This window comes from Candidatus Palauibacter sp. (genome assembly GCF_965213655.1).
In the GTDB taxonomy this organism is placed as follows: Bacteria; Gemmatimonadota; Gemmatimonadetes; order Palauibacterales; family Palauibacteraceae; genus Palauibacter.
Genome location: NZ_CBDBZT010000003.1, coordinates 2,319,863 through 2,336,055, shown reverse-complemented (window position 1 = coordinate 2,336,055; position 16,193 = coordinate 2,319,863). Strand labels below are relative to the sequence as shown.

Below are 16,193 nucleotides of genomic sequence, written 5' to 3'. Positions count from 1 at the left end.
ACGCCCGCTCGGCCTGCCGGCGCTTCGACGACGGCCGACGCCTGCGGGTGGCGACGCTAATGGCTCGGGACGAAAGGACCGGTCTCGTGGAGATCAAGTTCACGACGCGGGAACTCGACCTCATGGCCGTGCTCTGGGAGAGGGGGGCCTCGACCGTGGCGGAGGTGCAGGAACGCCTCGGCGACGAACTGGCCTACACCACTGTGCTCACGATCCTCCGGACGCTGGAGGAGAAGGGGTACGTGGGGCACACCCAGGAGGGGAAGGCCTACCGCTATCACACGCTCGTCGGGCGCGAATGCGCCGGCGCGAGCGCGGTGCGGCGCCTGGTTCAGAAAATGTTCCAGGGTTCGCCCGAACTGCTGCTCACGCACCTCGTCTCCGACCGCGCGCTCTCGAAGGAGGACCTCGAGAACCTGCGCGGCATGGTGGACGAACGTCTCAGCTCGAAGGAGTAGAAACATGGTCATCGCCTGGATCGGATACTGTCTGTTGATTTCGGGACTCCTGGCCTTGGCTGCGTTCGCCTCCGAGCGGGCGCTGGGGCACTTTCGCAAGCCCGTGCGCTGGGGGTGGTTCACGGCGGTCGTCGGGTCCGTTGCGGTGCCTGTCGTGGCCTTCTTCGCTCCCGGCCTTCTTCCCGGCTTCGGGGGGTCGTCCGCCGAACCGATGGTTGGGTTGAGCGACCTGACGGCCGTCGCCGCGGCGCCGGCCCTGCCCGCGGAGGCCGCAGCGGCCGGCGGAGGTTTCGATGCGGCCGCTGTGAGCGCGGTACTGGGGTGGGGCTGGTTGCTCCTGGTCGCCGCCATGGTCGGGTATCTCGGGCGGGTCTACGGCCGGCTGCGCTCGGAGATGCGGACGTGGACGCCGGGCCGGATTACGGGATCGCCGGTCATGATTTCGGACGAGCGGGGACCGGCCGTGGTGGGTATCCGGCGCTCGGTCGTCGTGATGCCGAAGTGGATCCCCGAACTCGAGGGCCGGCTGCTGCGTCTCGTCTTCCTGCACGAGCGGGAGCATCAGCGCGCCGGCGACCACCGGCTCTTCGCCGCGGCGGTCTGCGCGCTCGTGCTGATGCCCTGGAACCTGCTCATGTGGTGGCAGGTGTCCCGGCTGCGGCTCGCGATCGAGTTCGACTGCGACCGTCGCGTGCTCAAGCGGGGGGAGTCGCCGCGTGACTATGCGGACGCCCTCATCACCGTGGGGAGCCGCGTCTCCGGCCCGCTGCTCGCCGCCGCAGCCTTCGCCGAACGCAAGCCGGCCGTGGAACGACGCCTGCGCCGCATGACCGCGCCCCAAGCCCGCATGCGCGTGATCCGAACGCTCGGCGCGTCAGGCGTGGCCATGCTCGCGGTGCTCTTTGTCCTGGGCTGCCCCGGGCCCGAGAACTCCCTGAACGCGCCGGGGCCGCCCGCCGCGACGGTGACTCCGCCCGCGGATGCCATCGAATGGGAGCCCGCGCCGATGCCGAGCGAGGAGGCTCGCTCGCGTGCAGACCGGCCCGCGTTCATAGCGTATGACAGGCCCCCTGTCCTGCAGAACCTCCCGGAGGTGACGGCGGCGATGCAGAACGCCTACTCGGTAGAGCTCAGAGACGCAGGCATCGGCGGCCGAGTCGAGCTGTGGCTGTACGTGGACGAGTCGGGCGACGTGCAGAACATGGAGGTGAAGACGAGCAGCGGCACCGACGTGCTGGACCTCGCCGCGACGGAGGTCGCGAAGACGATGCGCTTCGAGCCTGCGTCGAACCGTGACCAGCCGACCGATGTCTGGGTCTCCCAGTGGGTCACGTTCGGGGTCCTGGACAATGGGCAGGAGCCCGCGCCGATGCCGACAGAGGAGGCTCGCTCCCACCCAGACCCCCCCGCGTTCATAGCGTATGACAGGCCCCCTGTCCTGCAGAACGGCCCGGATGTGATGGGCGCGCTGAAGGAAGCCTACCCGCAGGATCTCAAGGAAGCGGGAGTGGGCGGCCGAGTCGAGATGTGGCTGTACATCGACGAATCGGGCGTCGTGCGGAATCACCAAGTGAAGGAGAGCAGCGGCATCGACGCGCTGGACCTCGCCGCCGCGGACGTCGTCGAGACGATGCGCTTCGAGCCCGCGAAGAACCGCGACGAGCTGACCGATGTCTGGGTCTCCCAGTGGGTCCGGTTCGAGGTCCTGGACAATGGGCAGGAGCCCGCGGACCCTGAGGCTGCCGCATCCGACGGGGGCACCCCGGTGATCGTTATCGACGACTCCGGGGAAACGCCTCTAATCGTCATCGATGGCGTAATCCAGTCCGAGGGTGCGTCGATGTCGGACTTGGGGGCCCTCGACATCGACCATGTCGAGGTCGTGAAGGGACCGCAGGCTGTCGAGCTCTACGGCGAGCGAGCCAGAAACGGCGTAGTCGAAATCACGACGAAGGCCGGCGCCGCTGAAACCGATTCCGCGCTCGAAGGGAAAGAGCCGATCTCCAGCAATCCTCTCTACCGGCTCTCTCAGGGGGAGGAACCGAATGCCGTCGATGACGGGGAGGGAAGCTCGTCGTTCATCGTGAGTGGAATCGTCCGCGAAGATGGTAGCGATCATGTCGTCAGCACGGATTATCCACTCATCATCATCGACGGCTTGATCCAGTCCGACGACTTCACGCTGGACGACATCCACCCCGACAGGCTCGACATCGAGAACGTCGAGATCCTCAAGGGAGAACAGGCCACCGAGGCCTACGGCGAGCGGGCCGAGGGCGGCGTGATCATCATCACCACGAAAGACGGCGGCTGAACCAGCGGCGGATTACGCCGGACAACCTCCTGTGGACCGACGGTTTCAAGGGGATCGGAGACGGCACAACCAGAGGAGGAAGTTCATGACTCGCTTCGATCCAAGGCGATCGCTGTCTGTTGCAGCCTTCTGCCTCCTGGCCGCGTGCGGAGGCGGTGGCGAAGGCGGGATGCCTGGCGGCGGATCGGCGTCCATGGACAGTCCCGACTTTCCGATCGCTCCCGCGCACGAGGCTCTCTGGACCGTCGGTGCTCTGGATGGAGAGGACTGGGAGGTCTTCGGTGCTGTGACCGACCTGGCCTTCAACGAGTCCGGCGATCTGTTCGTTCTGGACCGGCAGGCGGCCCACGTCGTCGTGTTCGACCGCACGGGCGCGTACCTCAGGACCATCTCCCGGCAGGGGGAGGGGCCCGGCGAGTTGACGGAACCGGGATCGATGGCCGTCCTCGCCGATGGCCGCCTCGCCCTCTTCGATAGCTCGCGGCGCGGGATCCAGTTCTTCACTCAGGAGGGCGAGTACCTGGAGTCGGCACCCTTCGACCCGCAGCGGGGGATGCCGAACTTCGTACGTGCCTGGCTCCCGGATGGGAGTATCCTGACCGATATCGAGACTCGCATGACGGGTAGCGCGGGTGGCGGAATGTCCATCAGTACGGGCCCCGTCGGCGGGGAGTCGGAGCGTCCGATCATCCGCTACGGGCCGGACGGAAGCCGCGAGGTTCGGTACACCGCATGGGATCCGCCGCCCCCGACCGGAGACGGCGCCAGCACCGAGGGCGGCAGCTTTCAGTTTACCATGAGCCCCGTTCGGGCGTTCGATCCATCACTTTCCTTCGTCCCGCTGCCGGACGGACGATTGGCTGTCGTCGACTCGGTCGCATACCGAATCAAGCTCGTGGACACCACCGGAACCGTCGAGGACGCCCTGGAGCGCCCAGTGGACCCGATCAGGGTCACCAGCGCGATCCGCGATGCGGAGCGGGAGCGTCGGCTGGCAAAGCTCGGGCAGCGAGTGTCGGTCAGCTCGGCGCTCGGCGGCAGTGTCTCCCTCCCCAGCGATTTCCAGGCGCAGATGACCGCAGCCCGCCGCACGACGATCGAGGAGATGACGTTCGCCGAAGAGATTCCCGCGATCGATGATCTCGCCCTGGATGTCGAAGGCCGCCTCTGGGTCGAGCGGACGGGGCTGCCGGGCGAAGACGGGTCCATCGACGTCGTGACGCCCGACGCCCGCTACCTGGGCACGATACAGCCGGGAGGGTTGCGGATCCCTGACGCGTTCGGGCCGGACGGCCTCATGGCTTACGCGGAGACCCACGACCTGGGCTACCCGATCGTGCGCGTGCTGCAGATGGCCCCGGACGCCCCACTGGAGACCGGCAACTAGGGCTTCCAGACCCGCGCGACCCGATCCCCGGGGACGTCGAGCGCGTCCCGTCCGGCGAGCGGCATTCGTTGATATGCGCCGGGCGCGAAATGTGACGCGGAGGCGAACCGAAACGTCTACCGGCAGGAAAAGGCAACGTGTCTTCCCGAAGTCGAAGCTCCGGCACTTCGAACCTCGAGGATATGCGCATGACGGCGATTGGAGAGCGGGGAGAGCAGGGACTCTCGACCATCTTGATCCGGGCATCCCTGGTCGCCGGCGTCCTTGCCGCGACATTCGGCCTGCTGCCGGAGAAAACGGCGGCTCAGGAGGCGGTGGAGGTCGCTGGGACCGTCGTTGACGACGGGACGGGAGAGCCGATCGAAGGCGCGACTGTGCGGCTCGCCGACGCGTCAGGGTCGGCTCGGGAAACGATCACGGGACTTGACGGCACGTTCGCCTTCTCTCGCGTTGTGTCAGGCGAATACACACTCGCCGTGCGGCATCTCGGATACGAAGTCCTCAGTGCTCCGGTGGATATCGGCCCCCTGGCCCCGCCCCGGCTGGATGTACGCCTGCAGCCGGACGCGATCCCGCTGGAGCCACTGGACGTCGATGTGGCGGGACGCGCGCCCCGCCTCGTGGAGTCCGGCTTCTACGACCGGATGGACGAGGGTTGGGGAACGTACTTCGAACCTGCCTGGCTGGAGGCCAACAAGGCGGGCTATGACCGTCTGGGCCAGTTCCTGTCCACGCTGCAGCTCCGCGCCCCTCAGTCCCGTTGTCCCACGGTGCCCGTCTTCTACGAGCGCGTCCAAATCGGCTATTCCGCCGGACTGGGCACGAGCAGGGCCCGGTCACTGGGCGATCCCCGCTCTTGGCGCCGGCCGCCCCGCCACGATCCGAACGCGAAGAAGCCCGCCGTTCCCGCGCTGTTGGGCGAACTGTCCGTTTCGGACCTCGGTGCGGCCGAGTTCTACACGCCTCACAGCAAGCTCCCGTTCTTCGCCTGGAACGACAGCACGGCGAGGTGCGGCGCCATCATCCTCTGGTCCGATTGGACGGCGCACCTGGCGGAGATCCCGAAGATCGAGGTGAAGTTGTGCGAACCCGACGGCCTTCCGGGCGAGGTGGTGCTTGATGGTGTCGTGGAGGACGAAGTCACCGAAGTCAGGCTGCCGGCCGCGACGGTGTTCGCGTCGTACATGGCTTCTGGAGAACCGGATCATCGGCGGATCGAGGTTCGGACCGATTCGCTCGGCCGGTATCGTGTGTGCGATCTGCCGGAAGGCACGGCAATAGAGATGACGGCGGCATATGGTCCGCACGCGGGCAGACAGAGCGTGGTCGCTGTCGCGGCTGCGAGCGGCGAAGATGCGAGGCTGACGGTGCCGGTGACGTCTCCGGGTTTCCATCACCGGAATCGTCATTACCGAGGCGACCTCGGAACCGATCGAAGGTGCGCGAATCACGTTGGTAGACACCGATTACCGCGCGGTGACGAGCCGGGAGGGCAGATTCTCTCTCGCGGACCTTCCACCGGGGTCCTACCGGATACGGGCATCCTGCCCGGGGTATACGAGTCCCGTGCTGGAGGTGAAGTTGGCCGAGGGAGGAAGCGAGCCGGTTGTTCTCAAGCTCCGCCGAACGCCACTAGCGCGACCGACAGGGTGTTCGGTCTAGCAAGACAATGCTCCTGAGTTGAGAGGACCATGACGAGGTCCCCGAGAGCCGTTGTGAGCGTACGGACGTCGATTCTGGCCGCGTGGGCGGCGGTATGGACGGCGAGCGGTTTCGTGCCTCAGGAGTTAGCCGCTCAGGAGTCGGTGCAGGTCGCCGGGACGGTCATCGACGACGAGACGGGAGAGCCGATCGAGGGCGCCACGGTCCGTCTGGCCGACGCGTCCGGTTCGGTTCGCGAAACGATCACGGGACCCGACGGTGTCTTCGCCTTTGCTGGCGTCTCGCCGGGCGCCTATGCGCTCGGCGTGCGGCGACTCGGCTATGAGGTTCTCAGTACTCCCCTGGAGATCGGACCCCGGGCGCCACCGCGGCTGGACGTCCGCCTGCAGCCCGACGCGATCCCGCTGGAACCGCTGGAAGTCGGCGTGGAAGGGCGTCCCCCCCGCCTCGCCGAGTCCGGCTTCTACGATCGCATGGAGGAAGGCTGGGGAACGTACTTCGAGCCCGAATGGATCGAGGCCAACAGGACCGGTTTCGTCCGCTTGGCGGACTTCATGTCGAGGCTCCAAAACCGCGCACCGCTGTCCCCGTTGCCCCGACGTGCCGGTGTACCTCGACCGGAGGCCGATCGGAACAGCCTCCGGGTGGGGGACGAGCAGAGCGCGCTCCATCAACCCGGCGGGTACGTACAGGTCTGCGAGCGGCCCCCCGCCACCACTCCTCGACGAACTCTCCGTACACGACCTAGGTGCGGCCGAACTCTATCAGCCGGGTGCGAAGATGCCCCTTTGGGCCTGGAACCCGGCCACCATGACCTGCGGCGTGATCGTCCTGTGGTCGAACTGGACGGCCGCTACAGCGGAGATACCAACGATCGATGTGACGCTGTGCGAGCCGGCTGGGCACGAGGGCGAAGCTGCGTTGGAAGGGTTCGTGGAGGATGACATCACCGGCGTGAGGCTGCCGGCCGCGCACGTGATCGCATCGTACCCGGTCGGCCAGGGACTCGAGCGCGTGGAGACGGTCGTCCGGACAGACTCGCTGGGACGGTACCGTCTCTGCGATCTCCCGGTCGCAGCGGAGGTGGAACTGGCGGCCGCCTACGGTCCGCACACGGGCCAGGCGATTCTGGTTCAGGCGGTGGCGGGCGACGCCGTGACGCTAGGCGTCCCGGTCACTCTTCCGGGATCGATCACTGGCGTGGTGATCCACGGGGGCACGGGGCGGCCCTTGCGCCAGGTCACGATCGAGCTGGTTGACACGGACTTGCGCGCGGTGGCCAACGGCTCTGCGGGGTTTCGGCTCCAGGGCCTGCCACCGGGGTCCTACCGGGTCCGCGCCTCGTGCATCGGATTCGAGGGGGCCGAGCGGAGCGTCGACCTGGCCGAGGGCGGGCAGGTCCGGGTCCAGTTGACGCTGGAACCGAGGCACCGCCGCGTCAGAAGGTGCGGCAGCTAGATCCGGATCAGACGACCTTCTGCTTCCAGCGGCCGCGGCGGAAGATCGCCAGGCCGACGACGGCCGATAGCGAGTAGGCGACCGCGAAAGACCAGAACACGCCCGCCTCGCCCCACCCGACGCTGAACGCGAGCAGCGCCGCGAGTGGAAGCTGGAAGAACCAGAAGACCCAGATGTTGATCCAGGTCGGCGTTGCCGTGTCGCCTGCGCCGTTGAAGGCCTGCATCGTCACCATGCCCCAGGCGTAGAAGATGTACCCGTAGCTGATGATCCGGAGGGCGCGCACGCCCACATCGAGCGTCTCCGGATCCGGGGCGAACGGCGCCAGAATCGGCTCCGGGAAGGCCACGAAGACGACCGTCACCACGGCCATGAAGACCATGTTCCAGAGCCCGGTGAGGTAGACGGCCCTCTCGGCGCGATCGGGCCTCTCCGCGCCGAGATTCTGGCCCACGAGCGTGGCGGCGGCGTTCGCGAGACCCCAGGCGGGGAGGATGATGAAGATGACCACGCGGATCGCCATCGTGTACCCGGCGAGGGCGATCGTCCCGAACTCGGACAGGATGCGGATCGAGGCGATGTAGCTGACCTGGGTCACGAGCATCTGCCCCACGCCGCCCACCGACACGCGCGCGAGCCGCTCGATCACGGACCAACGGACCCGGAGGTCCCCACGCCGCACCCGGATGCGCTCGCCGCGCGACAGGTGCCACAACTGGTACAGGGCCCCGATCGCGCGTCCGGTCGTCGTGGCCACGGCGGCGCCCGGGAGTCCGAGTTCGGGGAAGATCCAAAGGCCGAACACGAGCACCGGATCGAGCACGATGTTGATCCCGTTCGCCAGCCATACCGAACGCATCGCCATGGAAGGGTCCCCCACTCCCCGGTAGATCGCGTTGTTCACGAAGAGGAGGATGATCACGACCATCCCGCCCAGCTGGATGCGGGCGTAAGTGGTGCCCGCCGCGACGACTTCGGGGGATCCGCCCATGGCTTGGAGCAGCCGCGGGGCCAGAATCGCGCCGATCAAGCCGAGGACCGCGGCGATGCCAAAGCTCAGCACGATGGCCTGCACGGCTGCAGTCGCGGCCCCGCGCTCGTCCTTCTCACCCGTTCGTCGCGCGACCATCGCCGTCGTGGACATCGCGAGCCCCATCGCGACCGAGTAGATGACGGCCAGCATCGCTTCCGTGAGCGCGATCGCGGCCAGGGCGCCGGCCCCGAGCCGGCTCACGACGGCCATGTCCACGAGGAAGAAGAGCGACTCGCCCGCCATCTCGAGCACCATCGGGATGGCGAGAAGCAGGACGCCTCGGTTCAGGCTCCCCGAGGTGAAGTCCTCCTGCGTCCCCCACACGACGTCGACGACGGCACGCCACGCGCGGCGATACAGTGGGGCCGCAGCCTCCCTGTCGGGGCGGGTATCCGAGGTCAAGAGGTCGTCAGGCGGCGGGGATGATTCGAGCGCGTCAGTAGGTCCAGATCGCAACCAGATTGCAGTCGGTCAGGAGCATCGTGTTCGGCAACTGGTTCATGATCTCCGGCGGTGCTTCGCTGCACCTGTACGCCTCGATTCCCCGAACGGTGTCGAACTTCAGTTCGCTCAGATTCCGGGCGTTGAGCCCGAGGCGACTCGCCGGCCGGCCGTTGAGGAGGATGAGCTGCCTGCGCCGGTACTTGATGGAGAGCTCGCGCTTGAACTGAAACACCTGCCCGAGGTGGGTGAACTCGTCGATCTCGGGATAGGTGGCGAAGTAGCCTTCGTCGATGGATCCGCGTCGCTCGTAGAACCCATTGGTCACCAGCCAGGCGTCACGCCCCGTAACCCGCACCTCGATCGGTGCCACCGCGACCGCCTGCGTGTTGAGTTCCACGCGGAATTCGGCGCTCTCGTCCGTGAGGACGTTGACCTCGCTCTCCAGGGGGGTGAAGCCAAAGTGCGTGACGCGTAATCCGTAGGTAAGCGGTGGTATGGAGCGGAACGCCACCCGTCCGAGAGAATCCGTGACACCGGAGAGCGGGAGCGGCGAGAGGTCGACCGCCGCGCCCACCACGGGCCGCCTGTCGTGAGCGGATACCACCGAGAATACGACGAAGCCCGCGTCCCCCATGTCGACTTCGAGATCGACGAACTGCGAGCGATCGAGTTCGATCTTGCGCTCCTTGCCCCGGCGCGAGCGATAGTTCGGGCGCACGCGGATCTCGCGGAACGCTTCGAGACCGCAGGCCTGGTATCGCCCGCGCTCGTCCGCTTCGACCCGTACGTCGTCGGGAGTCGGCAACCCGCGTTCGGCCTCGTAGCGCATCAGAACGCTTGCACCCGGGAGCGGCGTCCGGCTTTCGTCGTCCCGGATGATGCCCTCGATGCCGACTTCCAGTTCCGCGTTCCCGAGCTGGCGGCAGATGCGCAGGACCCGCTCTTCTTCGTCGTCCTGTGCCGCCACCGGGCCTGGAGCGAGGGTGAACGCCGCCAACGCGAGCAGCGGTGCGATGCGGCGGACGCGTGGCGAGGTCACGAACTCAACCGCCCGGCTTCGAGCAGTGCCTGCAGGAGGCCGTTCCCCACCTCGCCCAGATTCGTGGCGCCGCGATTGTAGTTGCGGCCGAGGACCACGCCGTATCCGCTTTCGGGTTCGAACACGAGGTACATGTTGTACCCGGCGACAGAACCGCCGTGGCCGACGAAGCGCACGGCGCCGCTTTCGAGTGCGACGGTGCGGATCGAGAACCCCAGCCCGTACCCGGAATCCGGATCCTCAGGGGTTTGAACCGTCATCACCTCCCGCCGGGTGGCCGGATCGAGGAGTTCGTACTCCGTCATGCCCATGACCGCGGCCGCGAAGGTGGCGAGATCTCCGACCGTCGCGTAGACGCCACCGTTCGGCACCTTGTAGCCGCGGCCCTCATGCTCCAGCGCCGGGAAGTCGGCGTCCACGGCGCCATCGGCTCCGTTCGAGAAGCCGACCGCGACGCGCCGCCACAGGTTGGGGCCGACGATGAAGGTGGAGGAGCGCATGCCGAGCGGTGCGAACAGGCGGTCCTCGACGAGGTCCATGAACGAGGTCCCGGCGGCCCGCTGCAATGCGTACCCGAGCACGCCGTATCCGATGTTCGAGTACTGGTACTGCGTCCCCGGCATCGTATAGAACCGCGTGTGGGGGATCGAGGCGAGGATCTTGTAGCCCCAGTCCTCGATGGGCCCCGCCGCCGCGCCCTCGAGTTCGGGCTCGCGGATGAGGCCGGCCGTGTGGCTTGCGAGCTGCCGGAGCGTGACCGGCTCCATGCCGGCCGGCGGGTCCCCGAAGCCGGCGGCCTCGGGCAGGTGGTCCACCACGGCGTCGTCGAGTGCGACCGTCCCCTCCTCCACGAGGTCGGCCATGAGGATCGCCGTGATCGACTTCGAGATGGATCCCGTGCGATAAATCGTGCGTACGCCCGCGGGCACTCGGTTCGCGGGATCGGCCCAGCCGAACCCCTGCGCCCAGAGGACCTGGTCTCCCTTGAAGACGGCCGCCGTGATCCCGCCGACGCCGTCCGTTTCGACATCCGAGGCGATCTGCCTCGCGAAGGCATCGATGACGCCCGCGTCCTGACCGACTGCCGCGGACGGAAGCAGGAGTCCGCCGAGAAGCAGCAGGATCGTGGCGGAGTACAAGCGGCGCGCAGCCGACGAACGCGGCCAGCGAAAGTGGACCGACATGGCTCTCTCCTTGGGTGGCCGACAGCGGGGCCGAGACCCCGGACGGGCTGGAGTCCATTCAACGTCGCAGCTTCGCGCGCGCACCGGAAGCCCGCAGGGTGGCGAGTCGCGCCCCACTGTTCTAGTGTCTCGCACATGTCACTTCTGAAGAAACTGATCTTCCGGATGGATGGGGCCGCCGACAGCGCCCGCACCCGGTTCACGAGCGAATCGGGCGCCACCTGGGAGGCCGAGTTCTCGATCTTCTCGGGGACCACGCAGCAGTCACCCCGGCTGCTCGTGATGTTCCGCAACCGGGACGATATCACCGTTCCCCAGCGCTACAACCAGGCTCCGCCGGGCATCTCGAAGGTGCCGAAACAGGCCGTGGCCGAGATGAACGAGGCCGGGCTCCGGGAGCTTCTCGCGCGGTCGGTGAAGGTGTGAGCGGCATGGCGGTGGACCCGAAGCGGGCGCTCTCCCGCACGTTTCTCGACGAGGGCATGGTGCGCTGGGAGGCCTATGTCTCGGGTGGGCAGCCGAATACGGCTCGGGCGGCCCGCATCTATTTCGTCTGTCTCGAGGATCCCTTCGAGCCGCCGCGCTGGGTGCCGCACGAGAGCCGCAGCGTGGCCGAGGCGACGCGAGCTCTGGCCGGGATGAGCGACGCGGAATTGCTCGACCTCCGCGGACGGGGCAAGCCCCTGGAGTGACGGCCCCGACTGCGGCTGGCAGACGATTACTGCCGGCTAGTCGACGGTGATGACGTCGTAGAGGCGCTCGCCGGGCACGCCGCTCACTCCTTCATAGCGGTGCTCGACGAGAATCGACCAGGATCCGGGCTCCACGTTGTAGATGTTCGCCACGTAGGACATGGTAGTAGGCGTCAGGCTGTTGCAGCCCTGCCGGCCCGACACGATCGTGACGGCCAACTCCAGTCCTCCGTCCACCTCGCGCAGGTCGGAGGACAGGTAATCGCAGCGCAGCCGGCCCACGATCTGGCCCGAGACGCGCATGGATCCGGGCCCCCCGGCGGCCCTCGCGAACTCGGACAGGGCGGATCCCTCGCTGACCACGGACGTGAGCATGTTCCCGACCGTGGGGGAGACGCCGATCCCGAGATTCAGACACCCGGACATGCCCAGAAGGACGCAAACGACGCCGGCCAGGTGCGGCGCCTGCCTGTTTCGCACGATGAGACTCCACGGCGGAAGAAACCCCCCGGAAGATTGGCAAGATCCGGGAGTCCCCCGCAATCCCCGATTCAGTTACGTTCAATTGTACGGGAGCTGGCAGCCCGTGCTGCCAGGGCTGCCGGGCGATGCGACGCATGTGCACGACGCAGTGGCGGAGACCGCAGCATGCAAAGACGCGGAGACGGTCGTTTAGCGGTATCGGCGCGGAGGCTGGCCGTGTGCCGGGCGTTCGCGATCGCCATGCTCCTGACGGCGGTCGAGTCCCGGCTCGAAGCCCAGGTCCCCCGCCCGAACCCGGCCCCGAACTTCGTCACCTGCCCGTCGGGGACGGATCCGTCGATGACCGGTTTGGCCGGCATCGTACGCGACACGCTCCAGGGCCTGGTCATTCCGGGTGCCACGGTGTCGGCGACATGGAGCGACGCGGAGGGGGGGCGGACCGTTTCCGTGGATTCGGGCAGCGACGGAGTATACGTGCTCTGCGGCCTGCCCCCGCACACGGGCCTCACCGTGAGCGCCGCCTTCCCTACCTTCCGCACGGAACCCGTCCAGGTGAGTATCGCACCCGGGCCCCCCGCCGGGTGGGACATTCTCGTGGCCGTGGAGGAAGGCGCGCTGGCCTCCCTTCTGACCCTCCCCGGACGGATCGTGGGTCGCGTCCGCGACCGCAGTTCCGGCCGCCCGGTCGAAGCGGCGAACATCACCCTCGCGGATACGCTCGTGCAGCAGGATCGAGAGCGGATGACGGACGGCAGCGGCCGCTTCATGTTCGAGGATCTGACGCCCGGCGTGTACCAGGTGACGGTCGATCACCTCACCTTCGAGCCCGTAAGCCAGCTGGTGCAACTCCCGAGCGATCGAACCATGCAGGTGGACTTCGAACTCAGCGCGGATCCGATAGAACTCGCACCGCTCGTCGTCACGGCGGTGCGCGAGAAGCGACTGGAGCTGCAGGGCTTCTATGACCGGCGTGAATTGGGCGAGGCGGTCGGCGCCGGCGTGTTCCTCACGCGGGAAGACATCGAGGATGTGGGTGCGATCCGGGTCACGCACTACCTGGGGAGGATCCCCGGGCTTCGCACGGAGTGTCAGGGTAGCGGAAACAACAACTGCGTCATCCGAATGACGAGGGGCGCCCCCAGCCTGAGCGGCAGCGCCGAATACGGGTGCGTGAGCACCAACGTCTACCTGGACGGCGTCCGCGTGATCCGCGACGGCGGAGGCTTCAACGACTCGATCGACAACTTCGTCACGCCCTGGGAGATCGCCGGGATCGAAGTCTATCGGGGCGCGAGCGAATTGCCGGCCGAGTTCGGCGGGTCCGTGGGACGGTGCGGGGCCATCGTGATCTGGACGGGGCCGGGGATCCGGAGGCGGTCGCCCTAGCGGCCACCGCCTGCCAGCGTGTCCCGGCCCCGGCTAGGAGGGGCCCGCCGGGAAGGCGTGCAGGGCCGTGGCCTTGGCCCGCACCGCCACGCGCACCCCGGGATCGACGCGCAGTTCTTCCGCGGCGTCGAGGGTCACGAGGGCCACGAGTTCGACGGGTCCGCGGAGGCGCAGCCGCACGAGCCCGCCCATGTCGCGCCGCTCCTCCACCGTCGCCACGAGGAGGTTGCGCGTACTCAGATCCGCCGGGGGAACGTCCGGGGGGCCGAGTACGAGATCTTCCGGCCGGTAGGCGATCTTCACCGCCGTGCCCGCCGCCGCCTCGCCCAGCGCGACCAGCGAGGCGCCCCCGATGTCGACCGTGACCATGCGCTCGTGCGCCCGCGTCACGGTGCCCGAGATCGTGAACTCCGCTCCGGTGACCCGCGCCGTGTAGACATCCGCGGGATTCTCGTAAATCTCCTTCGGGGTCCCGGTCTGGACCAGCTTTCCGCCCCGGATCACGGCGACGCGGTCGGCGAGGTGGAAGGCTTCGCCGCGGTCGTGCGTGATGAGGAATATGCTCGTCGCGCGCTCCCGGGCGACGCGCTCCAGGTCATGCCGGAGGTCGAGCCGCGAATCCGTGTCCAGATTCGCCGTGGGCTCGTCGAGGAAAAGGATCTCGGGGTCGAGAACCAGTGCTCGCGCCAGTGCAACGCGCTGGGCCTCCCCTCCGGACAGTTCCGACACGGGCGCCGCCAGCAGGTGCGGGATGGCCAACTGCTCGCACACCGCGCGGCAGCGGCCCCGGGATTCCGAACGGGCCACACCGCGCAGGGCCAGACCCAGCCCGACGTTGTACTCGACGGAGTCGCTCCAGAAGTGGGGGCGCTGAAACACGACGGCGGACGCGGCCCGGAGCGCTCGCTCGCTCGCCCGCCCGGAACGGCCGCGGAACGTGACCTCGCCGGCGTCGGGCTTCTCGAGCATGGCGAGCAGGCGCAGCAGGGTCGACTTGCCGGCGCCGTTCGGCCCGAAGACGGCGAGCAGTTCACCCGTACGCAGTTCGATCCGGTCCACCTCCACCGCGGTCTTCCCGCCGTAGATGCGGCGCAGTCCGGTGCCGAGGAGCGGTGCGGAGGCGGTGTTCACGCGACCAGGCCCCGGCGGATCGAACGCCGGCCGAGCAACAGGAGCAGCGCGTTCACGCAGAGCGCGATGAGCATGAGGACGATTCCCATGGCGATCGCGACATCGAAGTTTCCGCGCCGCGTTTCCAGCACGATCGCCGTCGTCATCACGCGGGTTTCTCCGAGGATGTTGCCGCCCACCATCATCACGGCCCCCACCTCGCTGATGATCGCGCCGAACCCAGCCGCCACCGCCGCCACGAGCGATGTCCGCACCTCCCTTAACTGAAGGAGGATCGCCTGTCGCCGGCTCGCGCCCAGCGCCCGCGCCTGGAGCGCGATGTCCGGAGGGATGTTCTCCACCGCGGCGAGGCTCACGGCGGCGATGTACGGGCCCGCGAGGATCGCCTGGGCGCCGATCATCGCGGCCGGCGTGTAGAGCAGTTGCAGGTCGCCGAGCGGGCCCGCCCGCGACAGCAGGAGGAAGACCCCGAGGCCGACCACGACGGGCGGGAACGCGAGACCCGCGTTGATGACCGCGACCACGGGCAGACGGAGCCGGAATCGCGTCAGCCCGACCGCGATCCCGATGGGGAGTCCGATGACCATGGCCAGCAGGAGCGCCGATCCGCTGATCTGCAGAGAGCGGAGGATGACGTTCCAGACGTACAGGTCACCCGACGTGATGAGCCGGAGAGCCTCGAGCAGCGGATCCACGAGCCGAATCTGCATCGGTCAGGGAGTCTCCTTCAAGCGTCGACGCCTCCCCGGAGGGTGCCGCGTCGTCGGGAGGCCACGGGGCGAAGAGGGCGTCGGGGCCCCCGCGCACCCGGAACTCCGCGATGGCGCGGCGTCCTTTTCCGGAGCGGAGCCAGTCCGCGAAGACCGCGGCGCGCGCCGGCCGGAGTGCAGCGCGCGGTTCCAGCAGCGAGTACACGTTACGCAGGGAAAGGTGGCCCTCGACGAGCGCGTCCAGGTCGAGCACCGCCGACAGCATCGCGAGGGTCGCGGCGTCGGTGAGGACGTAGGCGCGGCGCTCGCTGGCCACGTGCAGTGTGGTGGCCTGTCCCTGCCCGGACTCGATGTACCATGCCCCGTCGGCGAATACGTCCGCTTCGCGCCAAAAGGCGATCTCGCGGTAGTGCGTCCCCGAACTGTCGCCGCGAGAGACGAAGCCGTGCTCTCCGCGCGCGAGGGTCTCGAACGCCGCGGACGGGGACGCGGATCCACGGATCCGCGCCGGATCGGCAGGCGGGCCGGCGATCACGTACCCGTTGAAGAGGACGGGACTCCGCCGTGGCGCGTGACCCGCCGCAACGAAGCGGGCCTCGGCCCCGGGCGCGTGCACGAGCAGGAGATCCACGTCTCCCGAGCGACCGAGTTCCAGCGCTTCGCCGCTTCCGGCGATCACCGTGCGCACGCGGAGTTCGGGGTGGTCTTCGTTGAAGCGGGCGATCAGGTGTTCGAGTAGACCCGAGTCGTAGGTGGAGGTCGTGGCTCCGAGCACAAAGGTCTCCGCATCGGTCCCGCACGCTCCCGCGCAT

General features: G+C 68.0%; 15 protein-coding genes and 2 pseudogenes. 10 read left to right on the top strand and 7 right to left on the bottom strand.

The genetic code is table 11. The features are described from left to right. Positions 1 to 59: 59 nt before the first annotated feature. The 7 genes and pseudogenes from ACOOGH_RS12555 (at position 60) to ACOOGH_RS12525 (ending at position 7,279) form a co-directional block, all read left to right on the top strand. Positions 60 to 458 (top strand): BlaI/MecI/CopY family transcriptional regulator, encoded by a 399-nt coding sequence (locus ACOOGH_RS12555; protein WP_420449227.1) that lies wholly within the window; start codon positions 60 to 62, stop codon positions 456 to 458. Between the two features lie 4 nt (positions 459 to 462). Continuing rightward, a complete protein-coding gene (locus tag ACOOGH_RS12550; protein WP_420449226.1) occupies positions 463 to 2,772 on the top strand; it encodes a TonB family protein in 2,310 nt (769 codons plus the stop codon). A 193-nt stretch (positions 2,773 to 2,965) separates the two neighbouring features. Further along, complete coding sequence (locus tag ACOOGH_RS12545) at positions 2,966 to 4,159, top strand: 6-bladed beta-propeller (protein WP_420449225.1); 1,194 nt, start codon at positions 2,966 to 2,968, stop codon at positions 4,157 to 4,159. Between the two features lie 182 nt (positions 4,160 to 4,341). Further along, positions 4,342 to 4,728 (top strand): annotated as a pseudogene (locus ACOOGH_RS12540) (carboxypeptidase-like regulatory domain-containing protein); the annotation flags it as partial. Positions 4,729 to 5,551: 823 nt separating this feature from the next. Next, positions 5,552 to 5,821, top strand: a complete 270-nt coding sequence (locus ACOOGH_RS12535; protein ID WP_420450125.1) for a carboxypeptidase-like regulatory domain-containing protein — start codon at positions 5,552 to 5,554, stop codon at positions 5,819 to 5,821. A gap of 29 nt (positions 5,822 to 5,850) precedes the next feature. Continuing rightward, positions 5,851 to 6,171: pseudogene (locus ACOOGH_RS12530) on the top strand (carboxypeptidase-like regulatory domain-containing protein); the annotation flags it as partial. Between the two features lie 430 nt (positions 6,172 to 6,601). Beyond that, the gene (locus ACOOGH_RS12525) at positions 6,602 to 7,279 is read left to right on the top strand and encodes a carboxypeptidase regulatory-like domain-containing protein (protein WP_420449224.1); all 678 of its coding nucleotides are present in this window, start codon (positions 6,602 to 6,604) and stop codon (positions 7,277 to 7,279) included. Between the two features lie 7 nt (positions 7,280 to 7,286). Here ACOOGH_RS12525 and ACOOGH_RS12520 read toward each other — a convergent pair whose 3' ends face one another. The 3 genes from ACOOGH_RS12520 to ACOOGH_RS12510 are packed head-to-tail and all read right to left on the bottom strand — an operon-like array spanning position 7,287 to position 10,979. Next, entirely contained in the window at positions 7,287 to 8,714 is a 1,428-nt protein-coding gene (locus ACOOGH_RS12520) for an MATE family efflux transporter (RefSeq protein WP_420449223.1), read from the bottom strand. Between the two features lie 34 nt (positions 8,715 to 8,748). Beyond that, positions 8,749 to 9,795 (bottom strand): carboxypeptidase regulatory-like domain-containing protein, encoded by a 1,047-nt coding sequence (locus tag ACOOGH_RS12515; RefSeq protein ID WP_420449222.1) that lies wholly within the window; start codon positions 9,793 to 9,795, stop codon positions 8,749 to 8,751. Beyond that, a complete protein-coding gene (locus ACOOGH_RS12510) occupies positions 9,792 to 10,979 on the bottom strand; it encodes a serine hydrolase domain-containing protein (RefSeq protein WP_420449221.1) in 1,188 nt (395 codons plus the stop codon). Before ACOOGH_RS12510 ends, ACOOGH_RS12515 begins: the two co-directional genes overlap by 4 nt. Before the next feature lie 135 nt (positions 10,980 to 11,114). Between ACOOGH_RS12510 and ACOOGH_RS12505 the strand changes: the two genes are divergently transcribed. Beyond that, positions 11,115 to 11,405, top strand: coding sequence for a hypothetical protein (locus tag ACOOGH_RS12505; RefSeq protein WP_420449220.1), 291 nt, complete (start codon positions 11,115 to 11,117; stop codon positions 11,403 to 11,405). Next, positions 11,402 to 11,671, top strand: a complete 270-nt coding sequence (locus ACOOGH_RS12500; RefSeq protein ID WP_420449219.1) for a hypothetical protein — start codon at positions 11,402 to 11,404, stop codon at positions 11,669 to 11,671. The genes ACOOGH_RS12505 and ACOOGH_RS12500 overlap by 4 nt, the downstream gene beginning before the upstream one ends. A 36-nt stretch (positions 11,672 to 11,707) precedes the next feature. Here the strand turns inward: ACOOGH_RS12500 and ACOOGH_RS12495 are convergent, their stop codons facing one another. Then, positions 11,708 to 12,151 (bottom strand): hypothetical protein, encoded by a 444-nt coding sequence (locus ACOOGH_RS12495; protein ID WP_420449218.1) that lies wholly within the window; start codon positions 12,149 to 12,151, stop codon positions 11,708 to 11,710. A 168-nt stretch (positions 12,152 to 12,319) separates the two neighbouring features. Here ACOOGH_RS12495 and ACOOGH_RS12490 point away from each other — a divergent pair, with 168 nt between their 5' ends. Further along, entirely contained in the window at positions 12,320 to 13,540 is a 1,221-nt protein-coding gene (locus ACOOGH_RS12490; RefSeq protein WP_420449217.1) for a carboxypeptidase regulatory-like domain-containing protein, read from the top strand. Positions 13,541 to 13,573: 33 nt separating this feature from the next. On the opposite strand, the gene ACOOGH_RS12485 is transcribed toward ACOOGH_RS12490, so the two are convergent. From ACOOGH_RS12485 to ACOOGH_RS12475, 3 genes are read right to left on the bottom strand one after another with little or no spacing between them, the layout of a single operon-like run. After that, a complete protein-coding gene (locus ACOOGH_RS12485) occupies positions 13,574 to 14,671 on the bottom strand; it encodes an ABC transporter ATP-binding protein (RefSeq protein ID WP_420449216.1) in 1,098 nt (365 codons plus the stop codon). Continuing rightward, entirely contained in the window at positions 14,668 to 15,381 is a 714-nt protein-coding gene (locus tag ACOOGH_RS12480; protein WP_420449215.1) for an ABC transporter permease, read from the bottom strand. Before ACOOGH_RS12480 ends, ACOOGH_RS12485 begins: the two co-directional genes overlap by 4 nt. Continuing rightward, positions 15,323 to 16,156, bottom strand: a complete 834-nt coding sequence (locus ACOOGH_RS12475; protein ID WP_420449214.1) for a substrate-binding domain-containing protein — start codon at positions 16,154 to 16,156, stop codon at positions 15,323 to 15,325. The genes ACOOGH_RS12480 and ACOOGH_RS12475 overlap by 59 nt, the downstream gene beginning before the upstream one ends. Positions 16,157 to 16,193: the final 37 nt, after the last annotated feature.

Coding starts and splice junctions, on each gene's coding strand:
- ACOOGH_RS12555 (WP_420449227.1), top strand. CDS start 60: ATGGCTCGGGACGAAAGGACCGGTCTCGTGGAGATCAAGTTCACGACG.
- ACOOGH_RS12550 (WP_420449226.1), top strand. CDS start 463: ATGGTCATCGCCTGGATCGGATACTGTCTGTTGATTTCGGGACTCCTG.
- ACOOGH_RS12545 (WP_420449225.1), top strand. CDS start 2,966: ATGGACAGTCCCGACTTTCCGATCGCTCCCGCGCACGAGGCTCTCTGG.
- ACOOGH_RS12525 (WP_420449224.1), top strand. CDS start 6,602: ATGCCCCTTTGGGCCTGGAACCCGGCCACCATGACCTGCGGCGTGATC.
- ACOOGH_RS12510 (WP_420449221.1), bottom strand. CDS start 10,979: ATGTCGGTCCACTTTCGCTGGCCGCGTTCGTCGGCTGCGCGCCGCTTG.
- ACOOGH_RS12505 (WP_420449220.1), top strand. CDS start 11,115: ATGTCACTTCTGAAGAAACTGATCTTCCGGATGGATGGGGCCGCCGAC.
- ACOOGH_RS12490 (WP_420449217.1), top strand. CDS start 12,320: ATGCAAAGACGCGGAGACGGTCGTTTAGCGGTATCGGCGCGGAGGCTG.
- ACOOGH_RS12480 (WP_420449215.1), bottom strand. CDS start 15,381: ATGCAGATTCGGCTCGTGGATCCGCTGCTCGAGGCTCTCCGGCTCATC.